Origin of the sequence: Spiroplasma endosymbiont of Colias croceus (assembly GCF_964020095.1) — a bacterium.
Classification (GTDB): Bacteria; Bacillota_I; Bacilli_A; order Mycoplasmatales; family VBWQ01; genus Spiroplasma_E.
In genome coordinates this window covers 769794-781584 of record NZ_OZ026536.1, presented here as the reverse complement: position 1 = coordinate 781584, position 11791 = coordinate 769794, and the positions used below count along the sequence as shown (strand labels likewise).

The window sequence follows — 11791 nt, the reverse complement described above, 5'->3', positions numbered from 1 at the left end:
CACATTAAAATGTTTTAATTTTAAAAAATATTTTTAAATTGATAAAATTAATTTGAAGTATCAACTGAGGTTAGTGAAATATGGTAAAAATATTTTTTAATTATTTGCGTGAACAAAGAAAAAATATTATTCAAGTTTTAGGGTTAGGCTTTTTAGTTATGATTATGATTCTAACTTTTTTAAGCATTCAATTTTCTGATCAATATGTAGAAAATCAATATTTAAATGATATTAGTCAAAATACTAATTTTCAAGAATTAAATGAATTACCAATTGAAAAAAATAGTTTTGAAAAAGAATATAATTATTATAAAACACATTTAGGATTATGATTGGAAAATATGTCATATTATAAACAAGATGATAGTATTGATACTTTTAAATTAAATCATGCAACTTTTCAAATTGCTTTAGTTAATGCTAATACCGATACTTATCGTTTTATTTTTAATGGTAGTAGTGATTTAAGTGATTCTCATGCTAATAATTATTTACAAATTGGAAATAATATATCTACTAAATATCATCATGATTATGTTGATTTTAAACTATTAGTTCCTAATGATTATCATCAAGGTTATAACTCTTCTGAACAATATAAAAATGCAATGCGTAATTTAATTAATAGTTATGTTTATGATGGAAAGACAAATATTAATCAAGTAAACTATTTTATTTTAAATGATAAAGCATTAAAAATTTATCAAGATGAAATTTATCATAAAATATCATACGCTAATCATGAATATAATACAATTGATATTTCTTTGCAATCACAACTATATTTTTTAATTATTAATGGCATGTTATTTCAAAATATTAGACTTCTTGCAAAACCTATCTATTAAAAATTTAATTTTTAAAATAAAATTAAAAATAAAAAAGATAGGTAATCTATGATGTTTGATAAATTAAAAACTATTAACAATCCAGAATTATTAAGATTAACTGGTATAAATGATATTATTTTTAATAAAATTCTAAAAATTTTAAAGACAGAAGAAGTAAAAAAGTTTAAAAATGGTGGTACACCTAATAAATTATCATTAGAAAATCGTTTATTAATGACTTTAGAATATTGAAGAGAGTATCGAACTTATTTTCATATTGCTAAAAGTTATGGAATTAGTGAAAGTAGTTGCTATAGGAATATCAAGTGAATAGAAAATACTTTAATAAAACATCCTGATTTTCAACAACTTGATGGGCAAAAATCACTGTTAAATAATAATTTTAAAGATAAAACAGTTATCATTGATGTGACTGAAAGTACTATTCAACGCCCAAAAAAAGTCAAAAACAATATTATTCAGGAAAAAAGAAAAAACATACAATAAAAACTCAAGTCATAATTGAAAAAGATAGTAAAAAAATTATAAGTTCTTATTTTTCTTATGGTAAAAATCATGATTTTAAAATTTTAAAAAATTCAAAAACGAAATTTTTATCAGAAACAACTATTTTAGTAGATTTAGGATATCAAGGTATACAAAACATACATAAAAATGTCTTATTACCTAAACGAAAATCAAAGAAAAACCCTTTAACTAAAGAAGAAAAGAAAAATAATAAGGCTATTTCAAAAATGAGAGTTGTTATTGAACATGTTTTTGCGATTCTTAAAAAATTTAAAATTATTAGTGAAAAATATCGAAATAGAAGAAAAAAATTTGCATTAAGATTTAATTTAATAGCTTCAATTTATAATTTACAATTATTAATTTAAATATATTTGATAATTTAATATTTTATTTTTTTATTTGAAATAATAATTTTTGTTGTATTTTAATGACAAAAAATAAAACATATTTTGAACAATAATTTTTAAAAAATATTAAAAGTGTTATTAAAATAAATTTTTAAACTTAAAAAATGTGATTAATATCATAGTTTTGCAAGAAGTCTAATATTTTTATTGGTTATACTAATGAAAATTTAAAATTAACTGGTGATGGTGCAACTTATCTTAAATCTACTGCTAATTATTTAAAAATTGATTATGCTGTAGATAAATGACATCCATTAAAAAAATTAAAACAAGTATTTATTGTAGGAAAAGGTAAAAGAACAAAAGAAAATAATAAAAAATTAAGTTATGCATATTATGAATTATTTTTAAATGGTTGTTATTATAAATTATTAGATTATTTAAAAGAAAATAATGCTGATGAAAAAATATATGAATATTTTAAAAATAATAAAGAAGGTATTAGAAATCAAAATGCTATTTGAAATATAGGTTGTAGTGCTGAAAGTGATGTTTATCATTTAACAAAATCTATATCTAATAATAATGCAAAAATTTATTCAAAAGAAGCATTTTTTAATTTATTAAAATTAAAACAAGCAAGGATTAATAAATTAAAAGTGTTTGTTTAAATTTATAAAATTTAATAAATCTAAACCTAAATAGTTAGGAATTTTTAAATTATATTAATAAAAATAAAATACTAAAATACTTGAATAAATCTATAAAAAGGTATATAAATATACCAACAATTAATAATTTATTTTATCTTTTATTTAAAGAAAATTAAATTATATCCACATTTGAAATACGTCCGTTCATATTTTGTAGAGTTTTGTTTTTGAATTAAAAATAAGTTTAAAAATAAAAGTAAGGTGGTTAAATAATGCCTTGATATGGTTATTTACTTTTAGGAGTTTTATTATTAATAATACTTTATCCGTTTTTAATAACTAGAAAAAACATAAAAATATTACAACGTGTAGGTAGTTATATTATTTCAGCACCACCACGTACCGGTAAATCTGCTCTTGCATGTTGTTTAGCACAAAAACATAAAGGTAGGGTAGTTAGTCCTATTCCTATTAAAGTTCGTAATGAATTTAGTTATCGTTGTTCTTATGACGATGTTTTTAAATTTAATCAATTAAATAGTAATTATGCTTTTAAAGAGAATGATATGCTTGTTTTTGATGAATTAGGATTAAAGATTAATAGTAATGACTTATCACCTGAATTTAAAGAAACACAAGAAAGTTTAGGAATGTTTTGTAAGTTAATAGGTCATAATTTTAATGGAATTATGTATATGATTGAACAACACCCCGATAGAATACCAAAACAAGCACGTGAAAAAGTTGAATATATTGTTCAAGTTAAAAGAATGCGTATTTTGTTATTTTTAGTTAAGTTTAAACTAAATATTTATACTAATGTTGATGATGATTATAATAAAGTTGTATTATCTAAAAGACAAAGAAAGCGAATAATTAAACGTGGTGGATTACCACCTAGTTATAGTGGTGAAACTATGACTTTTAGTTTATGATTTCCTAGGTCTTATTTACGAAGATATAATAGTCGTGCTTTAAATTATATTCATTCGTTAAAGAGTGAATTAAGTAGTGTTAAAGATTATGAACAATCACAAGCATTAGATTTTACTGTTGATGATATTAGAGCAGTAGGATTAGATAAATTAGATAATATTTTACAAGATAACAAAAAGGATGTTGTTAAGGTTCGTGGTAAACGTAGTTATGATAAGAATAAAAAGTTTGTTAAGAAGTAAAATGTATATGTATTACCGGAACCAACCAAGAACCTTTGGTTTGGTTGGTTGGGGCGTTTACGCCCTTTGTCTCACTTTTTTAAAGTGAGTGGGGTGTGGGTGCGTAGCACCCAAGGGGCAACGCCCCTATATACTTGATGATTATGACTTTGGTTACTAATATTTTAGTTCGTGATAATTGAATATTGATTAATATTTTAAAAGTATTGGGATATAATACTATGGAAGTATCGTACAAGTTTATTATAATTATTGTCTCTTTAATTTTAATTTTTTCAGTTTTTAGTGTTTTTATTAGTCCAATATTAATTAATATATTATCACAACAGTTAATTACTTTTAGTCATGTTATTTATCCAATTATTTTTCGTTGATGATATTTTTTATTAGCTTTTGCTATTAATATTATTGTTTATATTAGTGCTTATATTATTACTTGATTATTAAATTTTAGAAAATATAAGTTATGAGCATTTATGGAGTAAAGATATTAGTTGATAACAATTTTATTCCAGTAAAAATTTAAAAAAGGAAGTTTATTATGTTTTTAATTGATTTTCACTTAGAAAGGCATATAATGAATTTATAATGTTTTTAAACCCATTGTTTTAATTTTAAAGCAAATGGGTTTTTTATGTTAAAAAGGAGATGAACTTATGGAACAGCAAGAAAGTAAAACACAAACATCTAGCAATGAGTTAAAATCAAAAATAGAAATTGGACAAGAAAAATTACAAAAAGAAAAAGATAAATTAATAAAATTACAAAGTGAATCAGAAACAGTTTCTGTTTCTAAGGAAACTAAAAAAGGAATTGCAGAACAAATAGAAGCAATTAATCAATTAGAAAAAATGATTAATGAAGTTAAAAAACAACTTAACAAAAATGCTTATTAAATAAGGAGTAAAATATGCCATTAGATAAGGATAAGGATAAACAAGATTTACAAATTAAAATATTTACAGATGAGCAAATTCAATTACTTACCGAAGATGATATTAAATCATTATCAATTGAACAAATTCAAGTATTTAATGAAAAAATTGAAGTATTAGATAAAGAAGTTGAAAAAAGAACCATAATATTATCAGATTATATTGATGTAATTACTGATGCTACTTCTAAAATAACTAGTTTATTAGAAGAAAATGTTTTTTTGGAAAAACAAAAAATCGGCAATTTTAAAAATTTTATTATTACAATGTTTAGTTTTGGTTGTATTAATAAAAATAAAAGAATAGAAAAAAAACTAAATAAAAATAAAAAGGAAATACAAGAAAAAACTAATGAACGAACAGATTTAAAAATAATATTTGAAAATATTAGTTTAGAAAGAAAAAAAATTAATGATGAGTTAAATAATTTAATTAAATTAACTGAATTATGAAAAAATATTAATGATAAAAAAAATAGTATAAAAAATACTTCACCAGCTAAAGAATTTTCTTGTTCTAAATTTGTTGAAGAAATTAATGATTTAGAATTAACTAGTCAAACACCAGTAAATGATCGTGTACAAAACTTACCATAAATATAACCATTATTTATGAATATAGTAGTGCTTATTAAAAAGGAAAAAAAACTAAAAATGGAACAATATTATGAATTATTAGGTTTATCTATTGGTGCAACAATTCCTGAAATTAATGCATCTTTTAGACGTTTATCTTTAAAATTACATCCAGATAAAAATACTAATAATCCAGAAGCAACTATTAATTTTCAAAAATTAAGTGAAGCGCGTAATGTTTTAGTTAAACAAAAAGAATATGAAGAAAAAACTAATAAAATATGGAAAGAAAACTTAAAAAAACAACAAGCAGAACAAGAAACATTTCAAAATAAACAAAAAGAAGAAATTTTAGCTAAGCAAAAATTTAAGATATTTAAAAAAGAAATTGATCAAAAAATGAAAAAAAATTATATTGAGTTATTACCTAAAATACTTGATTTTAAAATAGAATTAAAGAAATTAGAAAAAGAACTTTTTAACTTTACAGTCAAAAAGTTCTAAATTAAGAAAATCTATTATTAATTTAAATACAAAAAAAATAAATCCAAGAATTAATTTTTATATTAAATGTATTACTTTAGGTTTTTATGATTGAAATAAAAGAACAGAAAAAGAACTATGTGAAAATAAAAATGAATTTATAAAAACTAATAGGGAAAAAGAAAATTTAAAAGAAAAATATGATATAGTAAAAACTAATATGCAAATATTAATTAATGAGCAAAACTTATTACAAGAAGATCTTAAAGAATTATTTGCAAAAGAAAATGATTTGAAAAAATATATAAATTCATTTAATTTAGAAGAAAAAGATTCAATAAGAGATTGAAATAAATACTTTTCATCATCAGTTTAATGATATAAATAATATTATATGAATAGTTAATTATTTAAATATAAATTTATATTTATGGTTCAACTAATAATTCATTATTTGATGTTTGTTCATCATTGCTTTCTTCAATAATATTATTATCAAAAATAATATAATATTGTAAATATTTATTTCAAATACTGATAATTGGTTTATACAGAAAACTACTAAACATGAAGTTACCAATGCCATGAATAGCATCAAAACTTAATCCAGATAATCAGTAAAGATAAAAACTGGATTTACCGAATAATATTAAATGAATTAGAGCATCAAATGTACCAAAAGTAAAACCTCATAAACTTGTAATTATTACAAAAATTCATCAATGCTTTTTAATTAAATGACGAAATATTCAAATTATTATGACCAATATTGGTCATATACTAAAATACAAAAATATTCAACTATTACCACCGTAAAGTACAATTTCTAATGAAGCAAAAATTAAAGGAATAGTAATTGACATATATAGTGGAAAAACTAATGCTGAAAATGCTAATAGAAAAGTTACAACTTCAATATTTGGTAATATTGCTAGTACTTCTTTTAAAGCAAAAACTAGTGCTGCATATGAAGGAATAATCAAGATACGAATTAATTTTTGGACATGGTTACTCATATTTGTTCTCGGCTTTCTTTATTTTTTAAATTTAAAACCACCTCATAAAGGTGGTTTAGTTATACTAATCGGAGATAAAACATCAATTAAAATTATATAACTGTTATCTGCACCCAGAGATTAGTTTAATAGTGTTAAATAGATAGGTCTACTGGCGAGGCTTTTATGTAATCTGTGTATCTTTGTTTTACAAAGTACTAGTTTAGATTAATTCTATCTTCAAATTTTATCATAAAATGAGCAATTGCTGTATTTCAATTTTGAATGGGCATTGTTCATTTTTTTGTTATATTTTCAATTGCTAAATAAAATATTTTAAAAACTGCCATATCATTAGGAAAAACTTTTTTATTTCTGATAACTTTTCGTAATTGACTATTTACAGATTCAATAGCATTTGTTGTATAAATAACTCTTTTGATTTCTGCAGGATAACTAATAAAAACCATTAAATTATCTCAATTTTTATATCAAGATTTAGCAATTTGAGGATATTGTTTATTTCACTTATTTTCAAAGGATTCTAAAGCCTGCATTGCTTGTTCTTCACTACATGCAGTATAAATTGGTTTTAAATCTGCAACTAGAGATTTTCTATGCTTATATGAGACATATTTCAAACTATTTCTAATTTGATGAACTATGCATAATTGATGTTCTGTTTTAAGATAAACTGATTGTATTGCTTCTGACATGCCTGTTAAATTATCACTGCAGGCAATAAGAATATCATTTAAGCCACGATTTTTCATTTCTGTTAAATTTGCTAATCAAAATTTAGCACCTTCATTTTCACTAATTCATAAACCTAAAACATCTTTTTTACCTTCTAAATCAACTCCTAAAGCTATATAAACTGATTTATTAATAATCCTTTTATCTTGTCGTACTTTCACTACTATGCAATCAAAATAAACAATCGGATAGACACTTTCTAATGATCGATTTTGCCATGCTTTTACATCATCAATAACATCATCAGTAATTTGACTAATAACACTTTCACTAATATCAGCACCATGATATAACTCTTGTAATTGCATTCTAATATCTGATAATGTCATACCTTTTGCATATAAAGAAAGAACTTGTTGATCAAAACCATCAAATCTTCTTTGTCTTTTTGCAACTATTATAGGATTAAAATTACTATTGCGATCTCGTGGTACATCAATCTCAATTTTACCTTGTTGAGTTATTATTTTTTTTGAACTTATACCATTACGAGCATTGTCACTATTACTATGTTGATTCTTTTCATATCCCAAATAATTTTGCATCTCAGAATTCAACATTTTTTCTACTAATCTTTTTGTTAATTCTTTATACAATCCTCCCTCTTTAAAAACTGTTGTTAAATCTTCAGTATTTTCTAATAATAAATCTACTGCTTTTGATATTGGATCATTATTATTAATATTTTGCTTTTTAGCCATCTGTAACTCACTCTTTCTAGTCATTTAATTATATTTACTAGAATTAATTAAACATAGTTATTTTTGTAAGTTACACAGATTACTAAACATTACCAAAATTTAGGTCAAAATTTCTTTTTTACTTTAATATTATGAATTTTTAAATAATTTTCAACTTCTTTGTTTTTATCATTATATATTCTATTAATTCCATTTGCTATTTTATCTGCTACCATAATACCACTATATAAATGTGATTTACAATCATCTTTTACATAAAATATTATATTTTTTTCTCTAAAAATTCATTGTGAAAAAATAGTATATTTATCATTATTAGATTTATAATTTAAAAAATTTTCAATACTTTTTCCATTTAATTTATTAAATTGATTTCTAATTTGTTCATCAATATATAATGATATTTTACAATTTAATAAATTAAGTTGATTAATAATATATTGAGATAAAATTGCAATACAAATATTTAGTATTCTTTCAGTTTGAATATCATTTTTATATTTGTTTTTAAGTTTATTTATATTAATCATTAGTGAAAAACTTTTAATATTATGTTCACTTAATAATTTTAAGATTTTATTTTTATGTGATGTTCTACTTCAAAATTTAGAACCTTTTATTTCTTTTCCACCATTAATTTCTTTTAGTAATTCGCGAAAACATTTTTTAAAATTTAAATATTTTTCTTTATTATCAAATACTACTGCAGTATAGTTTGCAAATTTTTTATTATCATATAATTTACCACTATCATCAATAAATATTCAATATTCTTTTATATTATTACTCATAAATAAAAACTCATTCCCATTTTTTTATTTGTTAATAATATTATAAATTAAAAAAAATAAAAAAAGAGAAATTATTTAGGAATGAGTAATTTCTCTTTATTAATTATATCATATTTTCTATATTAAATATAGATAATTTAATTATTATCTCATTCAATATTTTTATAATCATTTAATAATTCAATATAATTATCAATATCATTTTTTACAAAATCAAATTTTTCTTCATCATATTCATTTTCATATTCATGTTTTAAAACTAAATTAGCTTTACCAACATAATGTAATTTAATATCTACTTCTTTATCTACTTTTCATTTAATTAAAAATTCACGTTTAGTCATTATTTACTCCTTATTTTTATAATATTCTTTTATTTCTTTTACTTTATTTTTAAATTGTTTTTTATGAAAATAACACATATTAAAAAATTGAACTACACTATCTTCTACATTTAAAGTTTTTAAAGTAACTAATACTTTACTATTACAATCTTTAACAATACATTTTAATAATACTTTTTCTTCTTTTTGTTTTTGCATTATTTAACTTCCTTATTATTTTTAATTATTTTATTAAAAATTTCATATTTATTTACTTCAAAAATAATATTTTTTTTCATACCTTCAAATATTTCAATATTTCATTTAACTTTTTTTAATTCATCAACATTTTTTTCCATTTTTTTATAATTTAAAATAGTAGGATTTTGAATAAATTTTTTCTTTTCTAAATAAATCAATTCTTCAATAACTTTTATTTTTTCTTTGCTCATTATTTATTCTCCTTATTTAAATAATATCAACCAATTAATAAACTATCTGCTTCATCATGATTTGATATTGTTATATTTCAATTATTTTCTTCTATTAAATTTTCACACGTAAATAAAGAAACATTTTTATCTCATTTATAATTTATACCATTTACAAATGTAATAGCAGAACAATATTTATCATTTTTTACATATCATTTTTTTCATTCACTTGGACTTATTAACATATTTTTTGTTAATAATTTATTAAATTGTCCAGCAATAAAACCTCTTAAATGTTCTTGAGTTTCATAACCAATACCATTTTTTGAATGAAAAGTACCAGGTTCAATAATTAAATCTATATCTTCATCTCTTTTTTTCTGAAAAAATATTTCACCTTGAAAATCAATAAAATCTAATTTTTTATTGTTAAAACTAAAACTTCCCATTCATATTGGCTTTCATTTGTATACATATTCAATTTCATTATAATTAACTTCACATTCACTAATTCTTTTTGTTTTTTCTCATAAAGTAAATCCAGTATTTTTAATACTTGGGTCAATTGAAAGTAAATAATTATTCATAATTATTTCTCCTTAATTTAAACTTAGTTTTTTTAATATTTTCATTAATTGTTTATCTTTTTTTGCTACTTTAATTCCATGTTCAACTAATTTTTCATTATATTTAAATTGTTTTCTTTTATTCATTATTTTTTTTCCTTATTTTTATTTAAATTTATAACTAATATTTTTAAACAATTCATACATCAATATTGAGAAAATCAAATTCTTTTATTACAATATTTACATTTATTCATAATTTCTATACTCATTTTTATTATTATTTTTTACATTTTTAAATCTTTCACGAATTTCTTTAAATTTATCAAATAAAGTTTTTAAATAATTTTCACCCATTAATATTAAAAAATCTTTATTATTACTTGGATTTAATCTTTCCATATCTTCTCTTATACATTCATCAAATAAAACTGTATTTGTAATCATATATTTTTCAAAATAATCTAATTGTTTTTCACTTGGTTCTCATTTTTCATTTTGTATTTTTACATTATTATTAATATAATTATTTTGTTGCTTATTATTTTGAATTACATTAACATTATCATTATCTGGGTCAAGTTCATCTTCACTTAATAATAATAAATTCATTAAAAATATCTATAAGCATAAGTTTCTGCACTACCTTTTGCTTTTGCTATATCTGTATTTTTAGCACAAGCAAGTATATCAAAATATTTTATTTCTTTATCATTATCTAAATCAATAATTGTATATCTTTTAAAATAAGTTATTTCTACTTCTTTAGTATCTAAATAATTTATTTTTCTATCAGTTGTTAATATATCTTCATGTGTAATAACAATATTTAATTCTTTACATAATAATTTAAATTTATTAAAAATATCACTTAATAATCAATATTTATAATTTCCAAATTTATTAAAACCATTTTTAGGTGTACTACCAATTTCTAATTGTAATTTAAGTATTTTTTTATATAAATTATTCATTATAATCACTCTTTCTATTTTTTTTAATTGCATTTTTAATTAAATCCCTTACAAAATCATTCATAGTTATATTTCTTTCATAACAATATGTTTTTAATTCATAATGGTCATTTTTAGTAAGACGAATTTTTAAATTTTTAATTAATAATTTATCTTCATGTTTTTTAAGTGCTGCTGCTACCATTTATATTCATCTCCTTTAACCTTTAATAATTCTTTTATAATCAATAATTACTTGTTCTAATTTATTTACATCTTCATATATAAAATAATCATTACTAATTTTTAAATCCCCATCATTATCAATTTCAACTTCAAAATCTTCATATTTACTATTAAATTCTTCTTGTAATTCTTCAAATTTTTCTATTAATTTCATTGCATTTTGTAATTCTAATCTATTCATATTTACACTCCTTTAAAATTTTCTAATTGTAATTCATTAATATAATATTCATATAAGTAATCTCAATTATTTGATGTTAAATACATATCGTTTTCAATCATTTCATCAATACATTTATTACAATAATATGTATTTTCTAATTCAGAAAATCAAATATATTTTTCATTATGGATATTACATTTCATTTTTTTCACCTATTAATTTATAAAAAAATTTATTACAAGTTCTATTTGCAAATGATGAATTTTTATGACATATATCACATGAGCCTTTAATTCTATATTCTCTACATTCCATAATTATTCATTCCTTT

At 20.7% G+C, this 11791-nt stretch carries 21 protein-coding genes; 8 read left to right on the top strand and 13 right to left on the bottom strand.

Annotated features, from left to right (window positions below):
• Positions 1-80: 80 nt before the first annotated feature.
• The 8 genes from AACL24_RS04915 to AACL24_RS04880 all read left to right on the top strand — a co-directional run bounded on the left by AACL24_RS04915 (position 81) and on the right by AACL24_RS04880 (position 5908).
• Positions 81-848, top strand: coding sequence for a hypothetical protein (locus tag AACL24_RS04915; RefSeq protein WP_339049062.1), 768 nt, complete (start codon positions 81-83; stop codon positions 846-848).
• 48 nt (positions 849-896) lie between these two features.
• Positions 897-1726 (top strand): IS5 family transposase gene (locus tag AACL24_RS04910; protein ID WP_339046819.1). Its coding sequence is split into 2 segments (ribosomal slippage): positions 897-1293 and positions 1293-1726, totalling 831 coding nucleotides; the frame shifts between segments, so codons are not numbered across the junction.
• 907 nt (positions 1727-2633) lie between these two features.
• The gene (locus tag AACL24_RS04905) at positions 2634-3539 is read left to right on the top strand and encodes a hypothetical protein (protein ID WP_339049061.1); all 906 of its coding nucleotides are present in this window, start codon (positions 2634-2636) and stop codon (positions 3537-3539) included.
• 143 nt (positions 3540-3682) lie between these two features.
• Positions 3683-4024 (top strand): FtsX-like permease family protein, encoded by a 342-nt coding sequence (locus tag AACL24_RS04900; protein ID WP_339049059.1) that lies wholly within the window; start codon positions 3683-3685, stop codon positions 4022-4024.
• Between the two features lie 171 nt (positions 4025-4195).
• Positions 4196-4435, top strand: coding sequence for a hypothetical protein (locus AACL24_RS04895; protein ID WP_338987578.1), 240 nt, complete (start codon positions 4196-4198; stop codon positions 4433-4435).
• A 14-nt stretch (positions 4436-4449) separates the two neighbouring features.
• Positions 4450-5070, top strand: coding sequence for a hypothetical protein (locus AACL24_RS04890; protein ID WP_339049058.1), 621 nt, complete (start codon positions 4450-4452; stop codon positions 5068-5070).
• Positions 5071-5127: 57 nt separating this feature from the next.
• The gene (locus tag AACL24_RS04885; RefSeq protein ID WP_339049057.1) at positions 5128-5553 is read left to right on the top strand and encodes a J domain-containing protein; all 426 of its coding nucleotides are present in this window, start codon (positions 5128-5130) and stop codon (positions 5551-5553) included.
• A 199-nt stretch (positions 5554-5752) separates the two neighbouring features.
• Positions 5753-5908: a hypothetical protein gene (locus AACL24_RS04880; protein WP_339049056.1), complete on the top strand. Its 156-nt coding sequence runs from the start codon at positions 5753-5755 to the stop codon at positions 5906-5908.
• A gap of 52 nt (positions 5909-5960) precedes the next feature.
• On the opposite strand, the gene AACL24_RS04875 is transcribed toward AACL24_RS04880, so the two are convergent.
• The 13 genes from AACL24_RS04875 to AACL24_RS04815 all read right to left on the bottom strand — a co-directional run bounded on the left by AACL24_RS04875 (position 5961) and on the right by AACL24_RS04815 (position 11775).
• A complete protein-coding gene (locus AACL24_RS04875; RefSeq protein WP_339049055.1) occupies positions 5961-6548 on the bottom strand; it encodes a hypothetical protein in 588 nt (195 codons plus the stop codon).
• Positions 6549-6745: 197 nt separating this feature from the next.
• A complete protein-coding gene (locus AACL24_RS04870) occupies positions 6746-7984 on the bottom strand; it encodes an IS256 family transposase (RefSeq protein ID WP_339049390.1) in 1239 nt (412 codons plus the stop codon).
• Between the two features lie 89 nt (positions 7985-8073).
• A complete protein-coding gene (locus tag AACL24_RS04865) occupies positions 8074-8775 on the bottom strand; it encodes a hypothetical protein (RefSeq protein WP_339049054.1) in 702 nt (233 codons plus the stop codon).
• 137 nt (positions 8776-8912) lie between these two features.
• Positions 8913-9119 carry a hypothetical protein gene (locus AACL24_RS04860; protein WP_339046855.1) on the bottom strand — a complete coding sequence of 69 codons (207 nt, stop codon included), beginning with the start codon at positions 9117-9119 and terminating at the stop codon, positions 8913-8915.
• 3 nt (positions 9120-9122) lie between these two features.
• The gene (locus tag AACL24_RS04855; RefSeq protein ID WP_339046856.1) at positions 9123-9317 is read right to left on the bottom strand and encodes a hypothetical protein; all 195 of its coding nucleotides are present in this window, start codon (positions 9315-9317) and stop codon (positions 9123-9125) included.
• On the bottom strand, positions 9317-9550 hold the full coding sequence (locus AACL24_RS04850) for a hypothetical protein (protein ID WP_339046461.1): 234 nt from the start codon (positions 9548-9550) through the stop codon (positions 9317-9319). Before AACL24_RS04850 ends, AACL24_RS04855 begins: the two co-directional genes overlap by 1 nt.
• Positions 9550-10119, bottom strand: coding sequence for a hypothetical protein (locus AACL24_RS04845; protein ID WP_339049052.1), 570 nt, complete (start codon positions 10117-10119; stop codon positions 9550-9552). Before AACL24_RS04845 ends, AACL24_RS04850 begins: the two co-directional genes overlap by 1 nt.
• A 228-nt stretch (positions 10120-10347) precedes the next feature.
• On the bottom strand, positions 10348-10710 hold the full coding sequence (locus AACL24_RS04840) for a hypothetical protein (protein WP_339046857.1): 363 nt from the start codon (positions 10708-10710) through the stop codon (positions 10348-10350).
• A complete protein-coding gene (locus AACL24_RS04835; protein WP_339049050.1) occupies positions 10710-11072 on the bottom strand; it encodes an ERF family protein in 363 nt (120 codons plus the stop codon). The genes AACL24_RS04840 and AACL24_RS04835 overlap by 1 nt, the downstream gene beginning before the upstream one ends.
• A complete protein-coding gene (locus tag AACL24_RS04830; protein ID WP_339046859.1) occupies positions 11065-11256 on the bottom strand; it encodes a hypothetical protein in 192 nt (63 codons plus the stop codon). Before AACL24_RS04830 ends, AACL24_RS04835 begins: the two co-directional genes overlap by 8 nt.
• Before the next feature lie 15 nt (positions 11257-11271).
• A complete protein-coding gene (locus tag AACL24_RS04825) occupies positions 11272-11478 on the bottom strand; it encodes a hypothetical protein (RefSeq protein ID WP_339046860.1) in 207 nt (68 codons plus the stop codon).
• Positions 11479-11480: 2 nt separating this feature from the next.
• On the bottom strand, positions 11481-11663 hold the full coding sequence (locus AACL24_RS04820; protein ID WP_339046861.1) for a hypothetical protein: 183 nt from the start codon (positions 11661-11663) through the stop codon (positions 11481-11483).
• Complete coding sequence (locus tag AACL24_RS04815) at positions 11653-11775, bottom strand: hypothetical protein (RefSeq protein WP_339049048.1); 123 nt, start codon at positions 11773-11775, stop codon at positions 11653-11655. The genes AACL24_RS04820 and AACL24_RS04815 overlap by 11 nt, the downstream gene beginning before the upstream one ends.
• Positions 11776-11791 lie beyond the last annotated feature (16 nt).